Source organism: Streptomyces sp. NPDC006134, assembly GCF_040628835.1.
GTDB lineage: Bacteria > Actinomycetota > Actinomycetes > Streptomycetales > Streptomycetaceae > Streptomyces.
In genome coordinates this window covers 96,195-115,077 of sequence record NZ_JBEXTV010000009.1, presented here as the reverse complement: position 1 = coordinate 115,077, position 18,883 = coordinate 96,195, and the positions used below count along the sequence as shown (strand labels likewise).

Here is an 18,883-nt window from a genome sequence, read left to right as displayed (position 1 = left end):
GCGTACGGCGGGCCCGCGGGAAGGCGGTGGCACCCGGTCCGGTCGCGCTCAGTTCTCGCGCAGGCGCTCGGTCAGTGCCCCGAGGACCGCCTCGGGCACCAGGTGGGAGACGTCGCCGCCCCAGGTGGCGACCTCCTTGACCAGGGAGGACGACAGGAAGCTGTAGGTCGGATTGGTGGGGATGAAGAGGGTCTCCACGCCCGAGAGGCCGTTGTTCATCTGGGCCATCTGCAGTTCGTAGTCGAAGTCGCTGACCGCGCGCAGGCCCTTGACGATGGCGGGGATGTCGCGCTGCTTGCAGAAGTCGACGAGCAGGCCGTGGAAGGACTCGACGCGGACGTTGCCGTACTCGGCCGTGACCTGGCGGATGAGGTCGATCCGCTCCTCGATCGTGAACAGTCCCTTCTTGGACTGGTTGATCATCACCGCGACGTAGACCTCGTCGTACAGCCTGGACGCGCGGGCGATGATGTCGAGGTGTCCGTTGGTGATCGGGTCGAACGACCCGGGACAGACGGCGCGGCGCACTTGTGATCCCTCGCTCTCCGGTCCGGTCATCGTGCGTCTTCGCACGTAGAGGCGGCGCGACCGTACCAAAACGTTCCCTCGCCGTAGCGACGGGACCGGAGCGCCTCGAAGCCGTCCGGCCACCGGAATTCACCGCCTCTGGTGCTGCGCTCCACGGTGACGAGGGCTTCTGCCGTGAGCCAGCCCTCCGAGCGGAGTGTGAGCAGAATCTCCCGGAGATCGTCGTCCGAGACGGCGTACGGCGGGTCCAGGAAGACCAGGTCGTACGGCCGGGCCGGGGGCGCCGTGCGGATGATCTGTTCCGCTTTGCCCTGTCTGACCTCGGCGCCGGGCAGGCCGAGGGCCTTCACGTTCTCCCGGACCGTGCGGACGGCGCGGGCGTCGGCCTCGACGAGCAGGGTGTGGCCCGCGCCCCGGGACAGCGCCTCCAGGCCGACGGCGCCGGAACCCGCGTACAGGTCGAGGACCCGCTCGCCGTCCAGGGGTCCGCCGAGCAGGGACTGCCAGGTGGAGAAGAGGCCCTCGCGCGCGCGGTCGGAGGTGGGGCGGGTGCCGGTCCCGGGCGGAACGGCCAGGCGACGTCCGCCGGCCACGCCGGCGATCACGCGGGTCATCTGGGGTCCTTGTGAGTAGTGCGGTTACGGGTCCAGTCTGGCAGGCGGGGTGGGCGGGCGCCGTGCCGCCGGCGTCGTCCCCGGCCCTTCTCTTCCTTTCTCAGCCCTTCTCCAGGTACTGCTCCCTCTCGGCGTCCAGGAGGGCGTCCAGGGCGGTGCGCAGTCCCGGCAGGTGCTCCAGGTCGGGGTCGGCCGCCACGACCGCCGCGGCTTCCCTGCGCGCCTCGGCGATGACCTCCTCGTCCTCGATGACGGCGAGGACGCGCAGGGAGGAGCGGGCGCCGGACTGGGCCTGGCCGAGGACGTCGCCCTCGCGGCGCTGTTCGAGGTCGATGCGGGAGAGCTCGAAGCCGTCGAGGGTGGCGGCGACCGCGTTCAGCCGCTGCCGGGCGGCGCTGGCCTCGGGCATCTCGGTGACCAGCAGGCACAGGCCGGGTGCCGAGCCGCGGCCGACGCGGCCCCGGAGCTGGTGGAGCTGGGAGACGCCGAAGCGGTCGGCGTCCATGACCACCATCACGGTGGCGTTGGGGACGTTGACGCCGACCTCGATGACGGTGGTGGCCACCAGCACGTCGGCCTCCCCGGCGGCGAAGCGGCGCATGACCGCGTCCTTGTCGTCGGGCTGCATACGGCCGTGCAGGACCTCCACCCGCAGGCCCTTGAGGGGGCCCCGGGCGAGCTGCTCGGCGACCTCCAGGACGGCGAGCGGCGGGCGCTTGCCGTCCTCGCCCTCGGCAGGGTCCTTCTTGCCGGCCTTCTTGGTGCCGGCGGCTTCCTCGGCGTCGTCCCCGATGCGCGGGCAGACGACGTACGCCTGGTGGCCGCCCGCCACCTCCTCGCGCACCCGCTCCCAGGCCCGCGCCAGGAAGTGCGGCTTGTCCGCGGCCGGGACGACATGGCTCGCGATGGGCGAGCGGCCCGCCGGGAGCTGGTCGAGGACGGAGGTCTCCAGGTCGCCGAAGACGGTCATGGCGACCGTGCGCGGGATGGGCGTGGCGGTCATGACGAGCAGGTGCGGCGGCTGCTTGCCCTTGCCGCGCAGGGCGTCGCGCTGTTCCACGCCGAAGCGGTGCTGCTCGTCGACGACGACGAGGCCGAGGTCGTGGAACTGCACCTTGTCCTCGATGAGCGCGTGGGTGCCGATGACGATGCCGGCCTCGCCGGTGGCCAGGTCGAGCAGGGCCTGGCGGCGGGCGGCGGCGCCCATGGAGCCGGTCAGCAGCACCACCTTGGTACCGTGCTCCGCTCCGCCGAGCATGCCGCCCTCGGCGAGCTCCCCCATCATCTCGACGACCGAGCGGTGGTGCTGCTGGGCGAGCACCTCGGTGGGCGCCAGCATCGCCGCCTGCCCGCCCGCGTCGACGACGGCGAGCATGGCGCGCAGGGCCACCAGGGTCTTGCCGCTGCCGACCTCGCCCTGGAGCAGCCGGTGCATCGGGTGCTCGGTCGCCAGGTCCGCGAAGATCTCCCGGGAGACCTTCTGCTGGCCCTCGGTGAGGGTGAAGGGGAGGCGGGCGTCGAAGGCCGCGAGCAGGCCGTCGGGCGCGGGCTTGCGGGCGACGGCGGGAAGCTGGGCGTCGGCGTGGCGGCGGCGGGCGAGGGCGACCTGGAGGACGAAGGCCTCGTCCCACTTCAGCCGGGCGCGGGCGTCGGCGATGTCCGCCTTGGTGTGCGGGCGGTGGATCTTCAGCAGGGCCTCGGGGAGGGGGACCAGGCCGCGGCCCTCGCGCAGGGATGCGGGGAGGGGGTCGACGGCCTCCTGGGCGCTGGGCAGCACCGTCTGGACCGCCTTGCCGATCTTCCAGGACTCCAGTTTGGCGGTGGCCGGATAGATGGGGATGAGGGCACCGGCCCAGCTCTCGACCGACTCCGCCGCCCCGTCCGCGTCGTCGCTGCGGAGCAACTCGTAGGCCGGGTGGGCCAGTTGGAGACGCCGGTTGAAGACCGACACCTTGCCCGCGAACATCGCGCGGGTGCCCGGCAGGAGTTCCTTGTGGGGTTTGTGCACCCCGTTGCCGAAGAAGACCAGCTGAAGCCGGCCGCTGCCGTCCGTGATGGTCACTTCCAGCCGCTGTCCCTTGCCGCGCGGGGCCCTGGAGGAGGCGAAGGTGTGCAGGCGGGCGTCGGCGACCTGGGCGACCACCGTGACGTGCTCGTCCATGGGGAGGTCGGCGAGGTGGGTGAGCTGCCCGCGCTCCTCGTAGCGGCGCGGGTAGTGGTGGAGGAGGTCGCCGACGGTGTGCAGGCCGAGGTGCTCGGCCATCACCTTCGCGGTGGCGGGGCCGAGCACCGACTTCAGGGGCTGTTCCAGTGGTTCTCGCAGTGCGGGCACGCGATCCATTGCACACCACGCCACTGACAACGCCGCAGAGGTGCCCGGAAACGCACGGTGAGGCGGACGGCCCGGGCGGAGCGCGTGGCGGCGCGGCGCGGCCGGGACCGGGAAAACAGAAGCGGGAACGGGAGTGCAGGGGCGGGAACAGGGGCGCAGGAGCGGGAACAGGGGCGCAGAAGCGGGAACGGGGGTGCAGGGGCGGGCGAGCCGGCCCGGGGCTACTCCACCCCGATGAGCAGCAGCGCCCCCTGCCGGCCACCCCGGTACACCACCGTGTCGACGGCGAGGTACGCCTCCCGGACGCGTGCCTCGAGGTGCTCGGCGACCGTCTCGGGGACCTCGTCGCCGAGGACCAGGGTGACCAGTTCGCCCCCGGCGGCGAGCATGCGGTCGAGGACGGTCCGGGCGGTGGCGGTGACGTCCGGCCCGATCACGGCGACGTCCCCGTCGATCAGGCCGAGCACGTCCCCGGCCTGGCAGATGCCGGCCGTGGTCCAGGACTCGCGCTCGGCGACGGTGACCTCGGCGTAGCGGGTGGCGCCGGCCGCCGAGGTCATCGCCACGACGTCCTCGTCGAAGCGGCGGCCGGGCTCGTGCACGGCGAGCGCCGCGATGCCCTGGACCGCGGAACGGGTCGGGATGAGGGCCACCCGGACGCCCGCCGCGCGGGCCTGCTCGGCCGCCGCGGCGGCGGTGTGCCGCAGCTCGGCGTCGTTGGGCAGCAGCACGACCTCGCGCGCGTGGGCCCGCCGTACCGCCTCCACCAGCTCCCCGCTCGCCGGCGGCTCCCCGGGGCGGGCCAGGACGGTGGTGGCGCCGGCCTCGGAGTACAGCCCGGCCAGTCCCTCGCCGGGCACCACGGCCACCACGGCGCGCTGGGCCGGTTCGCGGAACGGGCGCCCGGCGCCGGCGGTGTGCGCGTCGCCCTGTCCGAAGTGGGTGATCCGGATGCGGTACGGCCGCCCGGCCTCGACGCCCGCCTCGACGGCGGCGCCGGCGTCGTCGACGTGCACGTGGACGTTCCACAGCCCGTCGCCGCCGACCACCACAAGGGAGTCCCCGAGGGCGTCGAGCCGCTCCCGCAGCCGCGTGACGGCGGCGTCGTCGGCCTCCAGGAGGTAGATCACCTCGAAGGAGGGGCCACCGCCGGGAGTACCGCCGGGAGTGTCGCACTCACCGGGCAGGCCGCCCTCGTCGGAGCCGGCTCCGACGGCGTCTGCGCGGAGGTCTCCGGAGGTGTCCCGGCCGGCGCGCTCCCCACGCGCGTGGGCGCCGCCGAGGGGAGGCACCGTCCGGGACGCGGACGCACCGGCGGCCGGCGCCTCCCCCGTCAGCGCTTCCACCAGCGCGGCGAGCACCGACACCAGCCCGCACCCGCCGGCGTCGACCACTCCCGCGCGCCGCAGCACCGGCAGCCGGCCGGGCGTCGCGGCGAGCGCCGTCCGGGCGCCCTCGTACGCCGCGCGGGCCACGGCACCGCAGTCGCCCTCCGCCCTCTCGGCCGCGTCGGCGGCGGCGGAGGCGACCGACAGGACGGTGCCCTCGACCGGGTGGGCCACGGCCTGCCGGGCGGAGTCGGCCGCACGCCGCAAGGCGAGCCGCAGGCCGGGGCCGTCGGTGTAAGCGTCCTCACCCCGGCCGGCGAGGACCTGGGCCATGCCGCGCAGCAGCTGCGCCAGGATCGTGCCGGAGTTGCCGCGCGCGCCGATCAGCGCCCCGTGGGCCATGGCCCGCGCGGCCTCGGCCAGCGACGGCCCGCCGGACGCCTCCGCCCCGCCGGCACCGGTCCCGCCGGGTCCGGCGTCACCACGGCCGCCGGGTCCCACCTCGTGTGCCGCGAAGACCGCCTCCACCGCGGCGACGGCCGACTCGACGGTCAGGTACAGGTTGGTGCCGGTGTCCCCGTCCGCGACGGGATAGACGTTGATCGCGTCGATCTCCTCACGCGCGCTCCCCAGCGCGCGCAGCGCCAGACCGCACCAGGTGCGCACCGCCAGAGCGTCGAAGAACCTCTGCGGCACCTGCGCCACCTGCGCCTCCCTGAGCTGCTGAATGTGGCACGCAGCGTAGACCCCGGGGCGGTACCCGCCGGAAGAGGGCCGGGAACCGGCTCCTGAGCTGCCATGGTAGTTTCGTTGTACGGGAGCAGCCGTTGTATGCTGCTCCGGTTGCCCGATCCGATCGGGCTAGTTCCCCTGGCAGCGCCACTCAGATCTCGGAATGCTCGCAAGAGCCTAAGATCTCGATCCCGGCATGCCGGGATTAACCGTAAGTGCATCTGAAGTCTTTGGAGTGACCCGTGGCTGCCAACTGCGACGTCTGCGGCAAGGGGCCGGGCTTCGGCAACAACATCTCGCACTCGCACCGCCGTACGTCTCGCCGCTGGAACCCGAACATCCAGCGTGTGCGTACCGTGGTCGGCGGGACGCCGAAGCGCGTGAACGCTTGCACCTCGTGCATCAAGGCCGGCAAGGTCTCGCGCTGACGCTCAGCAAGAGCGCGCGGCCACTGCTGGTTCGCTTGCACTGAGCCGGTCCACCGAAAGGTGGGCCGGCTTTTTGCGTGCCCGGAAAAACCGCGTACCCGGAAAGCACGAGGAACAGCCGCACCGGTCTGTTCCCGGCCCGGGCCAGCCGGAATCCGGCCCAGGCGCTCGGCACCCCGGCCCCTCCGGACCCACGCACCGACGGCGGCGCCCCCGCCCGGGCCGCCGCCACCGGCATCAGACTCCCGGACCACCCACCCTGTCCGCCTTGTCTGCCCTGTCCGTCCTGAACGCCCACCCGTGATCCACGGGCCCGATGCCCCCGCCGAGCGGGAACCCGGCCGCGATCGCCCCGGTGACGTACTCCTTGGCCGCCGCCACCGCCTCCGGCACCGGCTGCCCCTTGGCCAGCTGGGAGGCGATCGCCGAGGCGAGGGTGCAGCCCGTGCCGTGGGTGTGCCGGTTGTCGTAGCGGGGCGCCCGCAGCCAGTGCTCCTCGGAGCCGTCCGTGAGCAGGTCCACGGCGTCCCCGGGCAGATGGCCGCCCTTGATCAGCACCCAGCGCGGCCCGTACTCCAGCACGGCCGCGGCGGCCCGGCGCAGGTCGGGTTCCGACGCGACGCGCACGCCGGTCAGTTGCGCCACCTCGTCGAGGTTGGGCGTGGCGACGGTCGCCACCGGCAGCAGCTTGGTGCGGACGGAGTCCAGGGCGGAGGCGGCCAGCAGCGCGTCCCCGTGCTTGGAGACGCCGACCGGGTCGACGACCGCGGGCGCGTGGGTACCGGCGATCAACTCGGCGACCGTCTCGACCAGTTCCGCCGAGGCCAGCATGCCGGTCTTGACCGCCTGGACGCCGATGTCGTCGACGACGCTGCGGTACTGCGCCCGCACCGCGTCCACCGGCAGCTCCCAGGCGCCCTGCACGCCCAGGGAGTTCTGCGCGGTCACCGCGGTGATCACGCTCATGCCGTGCACGCCGAGCGCGAGCATCGCCTTCAGGTCGGCCTGGATCCCCGCGCCGCCGCCGGAGTCGGACCCCGCGACCGTCAGCACCCTCGGCAACGCGCTCATGACTCTATGTCCTCTCCGAAGTGGTCCCAGCCGCCCTTGCTCGTCCAGGGTGCCCCGTCGACGGTGACCTGGGGCAGCGCCGAGGGGTTGAGGACCTCGCCGATGACCTTCCAGCGGGCGGGCAGCTTCACGTCCGGCGGGAAGGTCGCCACGATCGCGTGGTCCTCTCCCCCGGTCAGCACCCACTGCAGCGGGTCGACGCCGACGGCCTGCCCGATGTCGTGCATCTGGGTGGGGATGTCGATCTGCCCGGAGCGGATGTCGATGCGCACGTTGCTCGCCTCGGCGATGTGCCCGAGGTCGGCGATCAGCCCGTCGCTGACGTCGCACATCGCGGTGGCGCCGAGCGCGGCGGCGGCCGGGCCCGCGTGGTACGGCGGCTCCGGGCGGCGGTGGGCCTCCACGAAGGCGCGCGGCGAGCGGAACCCGCGGGACAGCACCGCGTACCCGGCCGCGGACCAGCCCAGCCAGCCGGTCACCGCGACGAGGTCGCCGGGCCGGGCGCCGCCCCGCGTCACCGGCTCCTGGCCGCGCAGGTCGCCGAGGGCGGTGATGGACACGGTGACGCTGTCGCCGCGCACCACGTCGCCGCCGACCACGGCGGCGCCCGCGACCTGGCACTCGTCGCGCAGCCCGTCCATCAGCTCGGTCGGCCAGGTCACCGGCAGTTCGGCGGGCACGACCAGGCCGAGCAGCAACGCGGTGGGCACGGCGCCCATCGCGGCGATGTCGGCGAGGTTCTGCGCCGCCGCCTTGCGGCCCACGTCGTAGGCGGTGGACCAGTCGCGGCGGAAGTGCCGGCCCTCCACCAGGACGTCGGTGCTGGCCACGACCCGGCGGTCGGGCGCGGCGACCACCGCGGCGTCGTCGCCGGGGCCGATGCGGACCGCCGGGGTGGTGGTGAGACGGGAGGTGAGCTCCCTGATGAGCCCGAACTCCCCGAGCTCACCAACAGTGCCCTTCATTGCCCTTGCTCCCCTTCTGTCCCTGTCCGGGCCCGGTCGCGCGTCATCTCTGTCCTCGTTACGGTCGAAGTTGCCGGCCGGGGAGCCGGCCGAAGCCGTCTCCGCCGGAACCGTCAACTCGTATCCTCCCCGCACCCCCGGCGCGCGCGCCCGGCACCCCGCAGGTCTCCCCGCGGGGAGCGGCGACGCGATACCGTGGCGTTCCTTTCCCCCACATGATCCTCGTGGCCGCCCTGGAGGTTCCGTGGTACAGGCGTACATCCTGATCCAGACGGAGGTCGGCAAGGCGTCGACCGTCGCCGAGACCATCAGCAAGATCCCCGGTGTGATCCAGGCCGAGGACGTGACGGGCCCGTACGACGTCATCGTGCGGGCGCAGGCCGACACGGTCGACGACCTGGGCCGCATGGTGGTCGCCAAGGTCCAGCAGGTGGACGGCATCACCCGCACCCTGACCTGCCCCGTCGTCCATCTCTAGCCCCCGTCTACCCTGTGCCGGTGAACTCCTTCGCGCACCGGCACCGCTTCGTCCTCGCTCCGTCCGCGCTCGCCCTGCTCCTGGCCGCGGCGGGCTGCTCCTCCGGGGACGGCAGCGCCTCGGCGGCGGTTCCCAGCCCCGGCGCGGACACGGCGAGGCTCTGCCGGAGCCTGGACGAGGAACTGCCGTCGAAGGCGGACGGTCTGGACCGTGAGGACCCCGAGCCCCGGTCCGCCCTGACGGCGGGCTGGGGAAACCCGGTGATCATACTGCGCTGCGGTGTGCCGCGGCCCGCCGCGATGGACGATCCGGAGGCCGACGGCGTCGAGGTGGACGGCGTGGGGTGGCTGCTGCAGAAGCGGAAGGACGGGTCGTTCCGGTTCACCACCACGCTGCGCAGGGCCTATGTCGAGGTGACGATCCCGAAGGAGCGCACGCAGGACGGCCTGGCGCCGCTGGTCGACCTGGCCCCGGCCGTGAAGAAGGCGATCCCCGAGGGGATCGCCGACTGATCCGTCATCCGGCCGGTACCGCCGATACGGCCGGTACGGCCCTCAGCGCAGCCCCGTGGAGCGGCGCAGCGCCGCCTGCACCAGGCGGTCCACCAGCTCCGGGTAGGCGATCCCGCTGGCCTGCCACATCTGCGGGTACATCGAGATCGGCGTGAAGCCGGGCATCGTGTTGATCTCGTTGATGACGAACTCCCCGTCCTCGGTGAGGAAGAAGTCCGCGCGCACCAGCCCCTCGCAGGAGGCCGCCTCGAACGCCTCCACCGCCAGCCGCTGCACCTCGGCCGTCTCCTCGGGCGTCAGCGGGGCGGGCACGATGCCGGGCGTGGAGTCGATGTACTTGGCCTCGAAGTCGTAGTACGCGTGCGCGCTCGGCGGCGGGATCTCGGCGGGTACGGAGGCCCGCGGGCCGTCCTCGAACTCCAGCACCCCGCACTCGATCTCGCGTCCGCGCAGCGCCGCCTCCACGATGATCTTCGGGTCGTGCCGCTGGGCCTCCTCGATCGCCTCGTCGAGACCGGACAGGTCGTCGACCTTGGTGATGCCGATGGAGGAGCCCGCGCGCGCGGGCTTCACGAACAGCGGCCAGCCGTGCTCGCCGGCGAAGTCGACGATCTTCTTGCGGGCGGCGGCGACGTCCCGCTGCCACTCGCGCGGCCGGATCACCACGTACGGGCCCACCTTCAGCCCGAAGGAGGTGAACACCCGCTTCATGTACTCCTTGTCCTGGCCGACGGCCGAGGCGAGCACACCGGAGCCCACGTACGGCACGCCGGACAGCTCCAGCAGACCCTGGAGGGTGCCGTCCTCGCCGTAGGGGCCGTGCAGCACCGGGAAGACCACGTCGACCTCGCCCAGGGCCTTGGGCACCGCGCCGGGTTCGCTGTAGACGACTTCGCGGCTGCCGGGGTCGACGGAGAGCACCACGCTGCCCTCGGTCGACTCGGCGAGCTCCTCGACGCTGGGCGTGCGGCGTTCGGTGATCGCCATGCGCTCCGGCTCGTCGGCGGTGAGCGCCCAGCGGCCGTCCCGGGTGATGCCGATCGGCAGGACGTCGTACTTGGTCCGGTCGATGGCCTTCAGGACGGCTCCGGCGGTGACCGCGGAGATGCCGTGCTCGGAGCTGCGCCCGCCGAACACGACGGCCACGCGCGGCTTGCGCGTCGGCTGCCCGGGGGTCTGGGGGAGGTTCTCGGTGCTCATATCGCGACGAGAGTACCCGCCCGTAGGGGCACGGCACAGCGTCGGCGCGGCCGCGTGGCGCGGCCGTCGCTCAGCGTCGCTCGGGCTTCGCGCTGCGCGACATCAGCTCCTTCAGCGCGACCGCCGGCGGCTTGCCCTCGTGCACGATGCCGACGACCGTCTCGGTGATCGGCATGTCGACGCCGTGGCGCCGGGCCAGATCCAGCACCGACTGGCAGGACTTGACGCCCTCGGCGGTCTGCCTGGTGACCGCGATGGTCTCCTGGAGGGTCATGCCCTTGCCGAGGTTGGTGCCGAAGGTGTGGTTGCGGGACAGCGGCGAGGAGCAGGTCGCCACCAGGTCGCCGAGGCCGGCCAGCCCGGAGAAGGTGAGCGGGTCGGCGCCGAGCGCGACCCCGAGGCGGGTGGTCTCGGCGAGGCCGCGGGTGATGAGCGAGCCCTTGGCGTTGTCGCCCAGGCCCATGCCGTCGGCGATGCCGACGGCCAGCCCGATCACGTTCTTGACCGCGCCGCCGAGTTCGCAGCCGACGACGTCGGTGTTGGTGTACGGCCGGAAGTACGGCGTGTGGCAGGCGGTCTGGAGCCGCCGGGCGACGGCCTCGTCGGTGCAGGCGACCACGGCGGCGGCCGGCATGCGGGCGGCGATCTCCCGGGCGAGGTTGGGGCCGGTGACCACGGCGATCCGGTCCCGGCCGACCTTGGCGACATCCTCGACGACCTCGCTCATCCGCATCGCGGAGCCGAGTTCGATGCCCTTCATCAGGGAGACGAGGACGGTGTCGGGCGCGAGCAGCGGCGCCCACGCGGCGAGGTTGCCGCGCAGCGTCTGGGAGGGGACGGACAGGACCGTGTAGTCGGCGCCGGCGGCGGCCTCGGCCGGGTCCGTGGTGGCCCTGATGTTCTCCGGGAGTTCGACGCCGGGGAAGTAGTCGGGGTTGGTCCGGGTGGAGTTGATGGCGTCCGCGACGTCCGGGCGGCGCGCCCACAGGGTGACCTCGCACCCCGCGTCGGCGAGCACCATGCCGAAGGCCGTGCCCCACGACCCGGCGCTGAAGACGACCGCCTTGAGGGGTCCGCTCACGTTCCCTGCCCTTCCGCCTGCTTGCCCCGCTGCTTCTGCGCCTGCGTCCGGCGCCGCTGCTCGATCCGCTCGCGGCGCGGGTCGTAGGGGGTGTCGGGTGCCTTCTCGCCGCGGATCTCCTCCAGCTGGCGGGTGATGGCCGCCATGATGACCTCCGTCGCCTCCTTCAGGACGTCGGCGGACATCTCCTTGCCGTAGAAGCGCGTCAGGTCGACCGGCGGGCCGGCGAGGACGTGGTGGGTCTTGCGCGGGAACAGGCGCGGCTTCTTCGCGTAGGGCGGCAGCACCTCGTTGCAGCCCCACTGGGCGACGGGGATCACCGGGCACCGGGTCTGCAGGGCGACGCGCGCGGCGCCGGTCTTGCCGGTCATGGGCCAGCCGTCCGGGTCGCGGGTGAGGGTGCCCTCGGGGTAGAAGGCGACGCACTCGCCGCGCTCCACGGCGTCGATCGCGGCCCGGAAGGCGCTCAGCGCGTCCGTGCTCTCGCGGTAGACGGGGATCTGTCCGGTGCCGCGCATCGCGGCGCCGACGAATCCTTTCTTGAAGAGACCGCTCTTCGCCAGGAATCGCGGCACGCGCCCGGTGTTGTACTGGAAATGCGCGTACGCGAAGGGATCGATGTGTGAATTGTGATTCACGACCGTGATGAATCCACCCTCGGCCGGAATGTGCTCCATTCCGCGCCAGTCCCGCTTGAGCAGCACCACCAGCGGCGGTTTGCAGATCACCGCGGCGAAGCGGTACCAGAAGCCGATTCTGCGGCGGGGCACGCGGACACCTTCCTCTAGGGCCTGGACGCGGCCAAGGGGCCGCACAAGTGTCGCCCCAGGCCGCCGGTCTGTCGAGAACACCGTACGCCCCGCCCCGGGGACGACCGGGCCTGCGGGGGGACAATGGCCACGACAAGAGAGGGACGGAACGCTCGTGCAGTGGACCTTGGTCGTGCCCGTGAAGCCCTTGGCCCGGGCCAAGAGCAGGCTGTCGGACACCGCGGACGACGGGGTGCGGCCCCACCTCGCGCTCGCCTTCGCACAGGACACGGTGGCGGCGGCGCTGGCCTGCCCGGCGGTGGCGGATGTGGCAGTCGTCACGGAGGACGCGCGGGCCGGCCGGGAGCTGGCCGCACTGGGTGCCGGCATCGTTCCCGACGAGCCCCGCAAAGGCCTGAACGCCGCCCTGGCCCATGCGGCGGCGGTCGTACGGTCCTCGCGTCCCGGCCGTCCGGTGGCCACCCTCAATGCCGACCTTCCGGCCTTGCGCCCCGCGGAATTGGCCCGTGTCCTGGAGGCCGCCGCGCAATTCCCGCGCGCTTTTCTCGCCGATGCCGCCGCAATCGGCACGACGCTGCTGGCCGCCGCTCCGGGCCAGGCGCTGCGGCCCGCTTTCGGCCCTGATTCCCGCGCCCGCCACCACGCGTCCGGCGCGGTGGAACTCCGCTTGGCGGCGGTGGATTCCGTACGGCAGGACGTCGACACCGGCGACGATCTGCGGGCAGCGCTGGCGCTGGGGGTCGGCCCGCGCACGGCCGCGGCGGCGGCGCGGCTGCCGGGGCGGGACCCGGTACCGGGGCAGTAGGCTGCCGCCATGCAGGCGACCGCATACACGTACGACCCGGAAAGCCGCAGCGGGCAGGTGCTGCTCGACGACGGCACGCCCGTCCCCTTCGACGCGGCGGCGTTCGACGCGGGCGGCCTGAGACTGCTGCGCCCCGGCCAGCGGGTGCGCATCGAGACCGAGGGCGAGGGCGAGGGGCGGCGGATCACGCTGGTGACCCTGCAGACGTTCTGAGCCTCCGGACCCCAGGGGTCCCGGCGGACAGGCCGCGGGCCGGACTCCGTGAAGGAGTCCGGCCCGGCGCGTGAGTGCCCTGGTGCCCTGCCGCCCGCTACTTCTTGCGGGCGGTGGTCTTCTTGGCGGTCGTCTTGCGCGCGGTCGACTTCTTGGCGGGTGCCTTCGTGGCAGTCGCCTTCTTCGCCGGCGCCTTCTTGGCGGTGGTCTTCTTCGCCGCGGTGGTCTTGGCGGTGGCCTTGGTGGCGGGGGCCTTCTTGGCCGCCGTCTTCGTCGCCGCGGCGGTGGTCTTCTTGGCGGTGGTCTTCTTCGCCGCCGCGGTGGTCTTCTTGGCGGTCGTCTTCTTCGCCGCGCCCGTGGCCTTCTTGGCGGCGGCCTTCTTGCCCGCGGCCTTGGCGATCGTGGGCGTCGGGCCGGACAGGCTGCCCTTGGGCGCCTTCTTGACCGCGATGTCGTTCTTCGGGAGCTTCTTCGAGCCGCTGACCAGGTCCTTGAAGCCCTGACCCGCGCGGAAACGGGGGACGGAGGTCTTCTTGACCCGAACCCGCTCGCCCGTCTGGGGGTTACGGGCGTAGCGGGCCGGACGGTCGACCTTCTCGAAGGAACCGAAGCCGGTGACCGAGACCCGGTCACCCGCGACCACCGCACGGACGATGGCGTCCAGTACCGCGTCGACGGCATCGGCGGCCTGCTGGCGGCCGCCCATCTTGTCGGCAATCGCTTCTACGAGCTGCGCCTTGTTCACGTCTTCCCCTTCGGAGACATCGCCGGAACGAAAGTGTTCCAGCTTTTTCGCACGTTAGGCAGATATATACCGCAAATCAAACACGAAACGGGCTTATCACCCTTGTGCCGCAACCGACTCGACTGTCCCGGCCCGTTCAGCGTTCCTCTTCGGGGAATCGGCCCTCGTCGAGATCCGCGCTGAACCGCTCCAGGCGCCTTGCCGCACCGGCGAGATCGTGTTTGGCCGCGGCCGTAATGACCAGCAGCTTCCGGGTCAGCGCCACCCGTACGCCCTCCGGGACTTGCAGTGCGCGCACCCTGGCGTGCGCTTCCTTGAGCTGGACCGCGACCGCCGCATAGAGCTCGAGTTGGCCGTCGTGTTCCATGCACAGATTGTGCCATCTGGGGCGAGTTGTCGCCTGCGCAGGGGGGCAACTGCCGCCTCGGGCGGCCTGGCGGGCCACCGCCGAAGCCGCGGTCACGCGCCTCGCGTACCCCGGCAATCCCCCTTTTAACGTGGGACGTTGAGGGATGCGGCGGTGGCGCCCGGGGCCGGCCGGACCCAGACACGGCTGTACCCCCGATCGGACCGATCGGGGGTACAGAGTGGGGTTTGAGGTGGCCGAAAGTCGACCTTGTGCTCGGCCGGGGTCAGACCTGGAGCGTCCGCGGCTTGAACGACGGGCGCTTCGCCTCGTACGCGGCGATGTCCGCCTCGTTCTGCAGGGTGATCGAGATGTCGTCGAGGCCGTTCAGCAGCCGCCAGCGGGAGTTCTCGTCCAGCTCGAAGGAGGCGGTGACGCCCTCGGCGCGCACCTCGCGCCCGACCAGGTCGACCGTGACCTCGGCGGTGGGGTCGGCTTCGGTGAGCTCCCACAGCCGGTCGACGATCTTCTGGTCCAGGACCACCGTGAGCAGGCCGTTCTTCAGCGAGTTGCCGCGGAAGATGTCGGCGAAGCGGGAGGAGATCACGGCCTTGAAGCCGTAGTTCTGCAGCGCCCACACGGCGTGCTCGCGGGAGGAGCCGGTGCCGAAGTCGGGGCCGGCGACCAGCACCGTGGCGCCCTGCCGCTCGGGGCGGTTGAGCACGAACTCGGGGTCCTTGCGCCAGGCCTCGAACAGCCCGTCCTCGAACCCGTCGCGCGTGACCTTCTTGAGCCAGTGGGCGGGGATGATCTGGTCGGTGTCGACGTTGCTGCGGCGCAGCGGGACGGCCCGGCCGGTGTGGGTGGTGAAGGCTTCCATGACTGATCAGACTCCAGCGGGCGTGGGGGCGTCGGCGGCGGCCAGGTCGGCCGGGGAGGCGAGGTGGCCGAGGACCGCGGTGGCCGCCGCGACCTGCGGCGACACCAGGTGCGTACGGCCGCCCTTGCCCTGCCGCCCCTCGAAGTTGCGGTTGGAGGTGGACGCGGAGCGCTCGCCGGGGGCGAGCTGGTCGGGGTTCATGCCCAGGCACATCGAGCAGCCCGCGTGCCGCCACTCGGCGCCGGCCTCCTTGAAGACCACGTCCAGGCCCTCGGAGACGGCCTGGAGCCCGACCCGTGCGGAGCCGGGGACGACCAGCATCCGTACGCCGTCGGCGACTTTGCGGCCCTTGAGGATCTCGGCGGCGTTGCGCAGGTCCTCGATGCGGCCGTTGGTGCAGGAGCCTACGAAGACGGTGTCCACCTTGATGGAGCGCAGCGGCTGCCCGGCCTCCAACCCCATGTACTCCAGGGCCTTTTCGGCGGCGAGGCGCTCCGAAGCGTCTTCGTACGAGGCCGGGTCGGGGACGGACGCGGACAGCGGGGCGCCCTGGCCCGGGTTGGTGCCCCAGGTGACGAACGGCGACAGCTCGGCGGCGTCGATGACGACCTCGGCGTCGAACTCGGCGTCGTCGTCGGTGCGCAGCGTCTTCCAGTACTCCACCGCCGCGTCCCAGTCGGCGCCCTCGGGGGCGTGCGGGCGGCCCTTGAGGTAGGCGAAGGTGGTCTCGTCGGGGGCGATCATGCCCGCGCGGGCGCCGGCCTCGATCGACATGTTGCAGATGGTCATGCGGGCTTCCATCGAGAGCTTCTCGATGGCCTCGCCGCGGTACTCCAGGATGTAGCCCTGGCCGCCGCCGGTGCCGATCTTCGCGATGATCGCCAGGATCAGGTCCTTGGCGGTGACGCCCTCGGGCAGCTCGCCGTCGACGGTGATCGCCATGGTCTTCGGGCGGGCCATCGGCAGCGTCTGGGTGGCCAGCACGTGCTCGACCTGGGAGGTGCCGATGCCGAACGCCAGCGCGCCGAAGGCGCCGTGCGTGGAGGTGTGCGAGTCGCCGCAGACCACGGTGGTGCCGGGCTGGGTCAGACCCAGCTGAGGCCCGACGACGTGGACGACGCCCTGCTCGACGTCGCCCAGCGGGTGCAGCCGGACGCCGAACTCGGCGCAGTTCTTGCGCAGCGTCTCCAGCTGGGCCCGGGAGACCGGGTCGGCGATGGGCTTGTCGATGTCGAGGGTCGGGGTGTTGTGGTCCTCGGTGGCGATGGTCAGGTCGAGCCGGCGCACCTTCCGGCCGCTCTTGCGGAGGCCGTCGAAGGCCTGCGGGCTGGTCACCTCGTGCAGCAGGTGCAGATCGATGTAGAGGAGGTCGGGCTCGCCCTCGGCGCGCCGGACGACATGGTCGTCCCAGACCTTCTCCGCGAGTGTCCTACCCATCGCTTTCCCTCCGGTCGGCACGGAACGGCCGACCCAACTAGAGATCTTGAGGAGGCGGCGCCCGCACCCCTGTTTCCGGGCGTCCGCCACCAGGCCCTCATGTCCACGGGCCGCTGTGACGTCGTGCTCTCCAGGGTGGCGCGTTCCACGGAAAATTGAACTTGCGTTTCACAGAGTGAGACGCAAGTATCGTTGCATGGACAACAGTAGCGGCGTCGGCGTTCTGGACAAGGCGGCACTCGTCCTGAGCGCTCTGGAGTCCGGTCCGGCCACCCTCGCGGGTCTGGTCGGAGCGACCGGACTGGCACGACCCACGGCCCACCGCCTGGCCGTGGCCCTGGAACACCACCGCATGGTGGCCCGCGACATGCAGGGCCGTTTCATCCTCGGCCCGCGCCTGGCGGAGCTGGCTGCGGCGGCGGGCGAGGACCGCCTCCTGGCGACCGCGGGCCCGGTGCTCACCCATCTCCGGGACGTCACCGGCGAGAGCGCGCAGCTCTACCGCCGCCAGGGCGACATGCGCATCTGTGTCGCCGCGGCGGAGCGCCTGTCGGGCCTGAGGGACACGGTCCCGGTCGGCTCCACCCTGACGATGAAGGCCGGCTCCTCGGCGCAGATCCTGCTGGCCTGGGAGGAGCCGGAGCGCCTGCACCGCGGCCTGCAGGGCGCCCGCTTCACGGCGACGGCCCTGTCGGGCGTACGGCGCCGGGGCTGGGCCCAGTCGATCGGCGAGCGCGAGCCGGGCGTGGCGTCCGTCTCCGCGCCCGTGCGCGGCCCCTCCAACCGTGTGGTGGCCGCCGTCTCGGTCTCCGGTCCCATCGAGCGCCTGACCCGCCACCCGGGCCGGATGCACGCCCAGGCGGTCATCGACGCCGCCGGCCGCCTCTCCGAGGCGCTGCGGCGCTCCGGCTGAGCCCGGCGGACCGCCACCGGGAGGGCCGGCCTCAACGCCGCGGCAGGCCCTCCCCGGCACCTGACCGAAGGGAGCAGCCCGTACGGGACGTGGGCACGCCGGACGGACCGGCAGCGAGCGGAAGCGAGAACGCCGATGGCCCCCCGCCGAAGCGGGGGGCCATCCTGTATGTACCCCCGACCGGATTCGAACCGGCGCTACCGCCTTGAGAGGGCGGCGTGCTAGGCCGCTACACAACGGGGGCGTGGACCCTGCGTTTCCGCAGGTCCGAGCTGGTCTACCTGGACTCGAACCAAGACTAACTGAACCAGAATCAGTCGTGCTGCCAATTACACCATAGACCAAGGTGGTTTAGACCTCTGGGGCCGTTCACCTTCAGTACCCCCGACCGGATTCGAACCGGCGCTACCGCCTTGAGAGGGCGGCGTGCTAGGCCGCTACACAACGGGGGCCCTAGCGATTCCGACATGATCCATGATCTGATCGGAACCAGTACCCCCGACCGGATTCGAACCGGCGCTACTGCCTTGAGAGGGCAGCGTGCTAGGCCGCTACACAACGGGGGCTTGCGGATGAGATCCGCGGGTGCAGATGAGCTCTGCGAGCTGGCCTACCTGGACTCGAACCAAGACTAACTGAACCAGAATCAGTCGTGCTGCCAATTACACCATAGGCCACTGGAACGCAAGCCCCAGAGGGGATCTTGTTCTAGCTTGCGCTTCGGGTCTCCGGCCTTTCGGCCCGTTCCCCTCGGCGCAGGAAGAACATTACCCGAAGGAGGACGGGGCTCCAAAACGGGTATCCGGAGCGAGGAGGGCGGGCAGTTCGGCGAGGGTCGCGATGCGCCTCGGTCCGGCGGGCGGGTCGAGGGTCGCGCGGGTGCCGCCGCGGTCGATCCACACCGACAGCAGCCCGGCGTCGGCGGCGCCCCGGCCGTCGATCTCCGGGTGGTCGCCGACGTAGGCGACCTCGTGCGGGGCGAGGCCGAGGGCGTCGCAGGCGGCCAGGAAGGCGGCGGCCTCGGGCTTGGAGACGCCGAGCTCGGCGGCGCACAGGAGGGTCTCGAAGCGGTCGCGGACGCCGAGGACGCGCAGCTTGCGGTCCTGGACGGGGAGGCTGGAGTTGGACAGCACCGCGTGGCGGTGGCTGGCAGCCAGGGCGTCCAGGACGGGCAGGACGTCCGGGAAGAGGGCCCAGGCGGCCTCGTAGTGCGCCAGGTAGCGGCCGAACCAGTCGTCGGCCTCGGTGTCGGTCAGGTCGCGGCCGAGGAAGATCCGGGTGCGGTCGCGGCGCTGTGTGACGTAGTCGACCTCGCCGGCCGCGAACCGCGCCCACTGGGCCTCCGTGATCTCCCGCCACAGCGCCAGGGCCTGCTCGGCGGTTCCGTATCCGTCGAGCAGGCCCTCGGCCGCGAGATGGGCGCGCAGGCCCTCGCGGTCCGCGGTGGTGTAGTCGAAGAGGGTGTCGTCGACGTCCCAGACGACGGCTCGGATCGCCATGCCACC

The 18,883-nt window shown here is 72.2% G+C and carries 20 protein-coding genes and 5 tRNA genes; 6 read left to right on the top strand and 19 right to left on the bottom strand.

The genetic code is table 11. The features are described from left to right. Positions 1-48: 48 nt before the first annotated feature. The 4 genes from coaD to ABZ340_RS08485 form a co-directional block, all read right to left on the bottom strand. A complete protein-coding gene (gene coaD / locus ABZ340_RS08500) occupies positions 49-528 on the bottom strand; it encodes a pantetheine-phosphate adenylyltransferase (RefSeq protein ID WP_358780985.1) in 480 nt (159 codons plus the stop codon). A 26-nt stretch (positions 529-554) separates the two neighbouring features. Continuing rightward, a complete protein-coding gene (rsmD, locus tag ABZ340_RS08495; protein WP_358780984.1) occupies positions 555-1,142 on the bottom strand; it encodes a 16S rRNA (guanine(966)-N(2))-methyltransferase RsmD in 588 nt (195 codons plus the stop codon). A gap of 100 nt (positions 1,143-1,242) precedes the next feature. After that, positions 1,243-3,483: an ATP-dependent DNA helicase RecG gene (gene recG, locus ABZ340_RS08490; RefSeq protein WP_358780983.1), complete on the bottom strand. Its 2,241-nt coding sequence runs from the start codon at positions 3,481-3,483 to the stop codon at positions 1,243-1,245. Between the two features lie 212 nt (positions 3,484-3,695). Next, positions 3,696-5,507 carry a DAK2 domain-containing protein gene (locus ABZ340_RS08485; protein ID WP_358780982.1) on the bottom strand — a complete coding sequence of 604 codons (1,812 nt, stop codon included), beginning with the start codon at positions 5,505-5,507 and terminating at the stop codon, positions 3,696-3,698. A 269-nt stretch (positions 5,508-5,776) separates the two neighbouring features. Here ABZ340_RS08485 and rpmB point away from each other — a divergent pair, with 269 nt between their 5' ends. Next, the gene (rpmB, locus tag ABZ340_RS08480) at positions 5,777-5,962 is read left to right on the top strand and encodes a 50S ribosomal protein L28 (RefSeq protein WP_003993230.1); all 186 of its coding nucleotides are present in this window, start codon (positions 5,777-5,779) and stop codon (positions 5,960-5,962) included. Positions 5,963-6,199: 237 nt separating this feature from the next. Here rpmB and thiD read toward each other — a convergent pair whose 3' ends face one another. Next, the gene (gene thiD, locus ABZ340_RS08475) at positions 6,200-7,033 is read right to left on the bottom strand and encodes a bifunctional hydroxymethylpyrimidine kinase/phosphomethylpyrimidine kinase (RefSeq protein ID WP_358780981.1); all 834 of its coding nucleotides are present in this window, start codon (positions 7,031-7,033) and stop codon (positions 6,200-6,202) included. Further along, complete coding sequence (locus tag ABZ340_RS08470) at positions 7,030-7,998, bottom strand: thiamine-phosphate kinase (protein WP_358780980.1); 969 nt, start codon at positions 7,996-7,998, stop codon at positions 7,030-7,032. Before ABZ340_RS08470 ends, thiD begins: the two co-directional genes overlap by 4 nt. Before the next feature lie 244 nt (positions 7,999-8,242). Here ABZ340_RS08470 and ABZ340_RS08465 point away from each other — a divergent pair, with 244 nt between their 5' ends. Beyond that, the gene (locus ABZ340_RS08465; protein WP_003997603.1) at positions 8,243-8,476 is read left to right on the top strand and encodes an Lrp/AsnC ligand binding domain-containing protein; all 234 of its coding nucleotides are present in this window, start codon (positions 8,243-8,245) and stop codon (positions 8,474-8,476) included. A 20-nt stretch (positions 8,477-8,496) separates the two neighbouring features. After that, on the top strand, positions 8,497-8,988 hold the full coding sequence (locus ABZ340_RS08460; RefSeq protein WP_358780979.1) for a DUF3515 domain-containing protein: 492 nt from the start codon (positions 8,497-8,499) through the stop codon (positions 8,986-8,988). 42 nt (positions 8,989-9,030) lie between these two features. Here the strand turns inward: ABZ340_RS08460 and ABZ340_RS08455 are convergent, their stop codons facing one another. From ABZ340_RS08455 to ABZ340_RS08445, 3 genes are all read right to left on the bottom strand, one after another. Beyond that, positions 9,031-10,188, bottom strand: coding sequence for a D-alanine--D-alanine ligase family protein (locus tag ABZ340_RS08455; protein WP_358780978.1), 1,158 nt, complete (start codon positions 10,186-10,188; stop codon positions 9,031-9,033). Positions 10,189-10,258: 70 nt separating this feature from the next. Continuing rightward, a complete protein-coding gene (locus tag ABZ340_RS08450) occupies positions 10,259-11,269 on the bottom strand; it encodes an NAD(P)H-dependent glycerol-3-phosphate dehydrogenase (RefSeq protein ID WP_358780977.1) in 1,011 nt (336 codons plus the stop codon). Then, the gene (locus ABZ340_RS08445; RefSeq protein WP_358780976.1) at positions 11,266-12,039 is read right to left on the bottom strand and encodes a lysophospholipid acyltransferase family protein; all 774 of its coding nucleotides are present in this window, start codon (positions 12,037-12,039) and stop codon (positions 11,266-11,268) included. Before ABZ340_RS08445 ends, ABZ340_RS08450 begins: the two co-directional genes overlap by 4 nt. 154 nt (positions 12,040-12,193) lie before the next feature. Here ABZ340_RS08445 and cofC point away from each other — a divergent pair, with 154 nt between their 5' ends. Further along, entirely contained in the window at positions 12,194-12,844 is a 651-nt protein-coding gene (gene cofC, locus ABZ340_RS08440) for a 2-phospho-L-lactate guanylyltransferase (RefSeq protein WP_358780975.1), read from the top strand. A gap of 9 nt (positions 12,845-12,853) precedes the next feature. Continuing rightward, entirely contained in the window at positions 12,854-13,057 is a 204-nt protein-coding gene (locus ABZ340_RS08435; RefSeq protein ID WP_028425256.1) for a hypothetical protein, read from the top strand. A gap of 97 nt (positions 13,058-13,154) precedes the next feature. Here ABZ340_RS08435 and ABZ340_RS08430 read toward each other — a convergent pair whose 3' ends face one another. From ABZ340_RS08430 to leuC, 4 genes are all read right to left on the bottom strand, one after another. Then, positions 13,155-13,802 (bottom strand): HU family DNA-binding protein, encoded by a 648-nt coding sequence (locus ABZ340_RS08430; RefSeq protein WP_358780974.1) that lies wholly within the window; start codon positions 13,800-13,802, stop codon positions 13,155-13,157. A gap of 136 nt (positions 13,803-13,938) precedes the next feature. Further along, positions 13,939-14,169: a hypothetical protein gene (locus ABZ340_RS08425; RefSeq protein ID WP_358780973.1), complete on the bottom strand. Its 231-nt coding sequence runs from the start codon at positions 14,167-14,169 to the stop codon at positions 13,939-13,941. Positions 14,170-14,434: 265 nt separating this feature from the next. Next, positions 14,435-15,028 carry a 3-isopropylmalate dehydratase small subunit gene (gene leuD / locus ABZ340_RS08420; RefSeq protein WP_358780972.1) on the bottom strand — a complete coding sequence of 198 codons (594 nt, stop codon included), beginning with the start codon at positions 15,026-15,028 and terminating at the stop codon, positions 14,435-14,437. A gap of 6 nt (positions 15,029-15,034) precedes the next feature. Beyond that, positions 15,035-16,465, bottom strand: a complete 1,431-nt coding sequence (leuC, locus tag ABZ340_RS08415) for a 3-isopropylmalate dehydratase large subunit (RefSeq protein ID WP_358780971.1) — start codon at positions 16,463-16,465, stop codon at positions 15,035-15,037. 196 nt (positions 16,466-16,661) lie between these two features. Here leuC and ndgR point away from each other — a divergent pair, with 196 nt between their 5' ends. Continuing rightward, entirely contained in the window at positions 16,662-17,378 is a 717-nt protein-coding gene (ndgR, locus tag ABZ340_RS08410; protein WP_014675221.1) for an IclR family transcriptional regulator NdgR, read from the top strand. A 171-nt stretch (positions 17,379-17,549) separates the two neighbouring features. Here the strand turns inward: ndgR and ABZ340_RS08405 are convergent. From ABZ340_RS08405 to ABZ340_RS08380, 6 genes are all read right to left on the bottom strand, one after another. Continuing rightward, a tRNA-Glu gene (locus tag ABZ340_RS08405) sits at positions 17,550-17,622 on the bottom strand. Positions 17,623-17,650: 28 nt separating this feature from the next. After that, a tRNA-Gln gene (locus tag ABZ340_RS08400) sits at positions 17,651-17,722 on the bottom strand. Between the two features lie 35 nt (positions 17,723-17,757). Beyond that, positions 17,758-17,830: transfer RNA gene (locus ABZ340_RS08395), tRNA-Glu, on the bottom strand. 41 nt (positions 17,831-17,871) lie between these two features. Next, positions 17,872-17,944: transfer RNA gene (locus ABZ340_RS08390), tRNA-Glu, on the bottom strand. Positions 17,945-17,983: 39 nt separating this feature from the next. Then, positions 17,984-18,055, bottom strand: a tRNA-Gln gene (locus ABZ340_RS08385). Positions 18,056-18,145: 90 nt separating this feature from the next. Beyond that, on the bottom strand, positions 18,146-18,877 hold the full coding sequence (locus tag ABZ340_RS08380) for an HAD family hydrolase (protein WP_358780970.1): 732 nt from the start codon (positions 18,875-18,877) through the stop codon (positions 18,146-18,148). Between the last annotated feature and the right edge of the window lie 6 nt (positions 18,878-18,883).

What these genes read in the sequence shown, in the direction of transcription:
- recG (WP_358780983.1), bottom strand. Translation starts at nt 3,483, where the DNA reads ATGGATCGCGTGCCCGCACTGCGAGAACCACTGGAACAGCCCCTGAAG.
- ABZ340_RS08425 (WP_358780973.1), bottom strand. Translation starts at nt 14,169, where the DNA reads ATGGAACACGACGGCCAACTCGAGCTCTATGCGGCGGTCGCGGTCCAG.
- ABZ340_RS08435 (WP_028425256.1), top strand. Translation starts at nt 12,854, where the DNA reads ATGCAGGCGACCGCATACACGTACGACCCGGAAAGCCGCAGCGGGCAG.
- leuC (WP_358780971.1), bottom strand. Translation starts at nt 16,465, where the DNA reads ATGGGTAGGACACTCGCGGAGAAGGTCTGGGACGACCATGTCGTCCGG.
- thiD (WP_358780981.1), bottom strand. Translation starts at nt 7,033, where the DNA reads ATGAGCGCGTTGCCGAGGGTGCTGACGGTCGCGGGGTCCGACTCCGGC.
- ABZ340_RS08470 (WP_358780980.1), bottom strand. Translation starts at nt 7,998, where the DNA reads ATGAAGGGCACTGTTGGTGAGCTCGGGGAGTTCGGGCTCATCAGGGAG.
- leuD (WP_358780972.1), bottom strand. Translation starts at nt 15,028, where the DNA reads ATGGAAGCCTTCACCACCCACACCGGCCGGGCCGTCCCGCTGCGCCGC.
- rsmD (WP_358780984.1), bottom strand. Translation starts at nt 1,142, where the DNA reads ATGACCCGCGTGATCGCCGGCGTGGCCGGCGGACGTCGCCTGGCCGTT.
- ABZ340_RS08455 (WP_358780978.1), bottom strand. Translation starts at nt 10,188, where the DNA reads ATGAGCACCGAGAACCTCCCCCAGACCCCCGGGCAGCCGACGCGCAAG.
- ABZ340_RS08380 (WP_358780970.1), bottom strand. Translation starts at nt 18,877, where the DNA reads ATGGCGATCCGAGCCGTCGTCTGGGACGTCGACGACACCCTCTTCGAC.
- ndgR (WP_014675221.1), top strand. Translation starts at nt 16,662, where the DNA reads ATGGACAACAGTAGCGGCGTCGGCGTTCTGGACAAGGCGGCACTCGTC.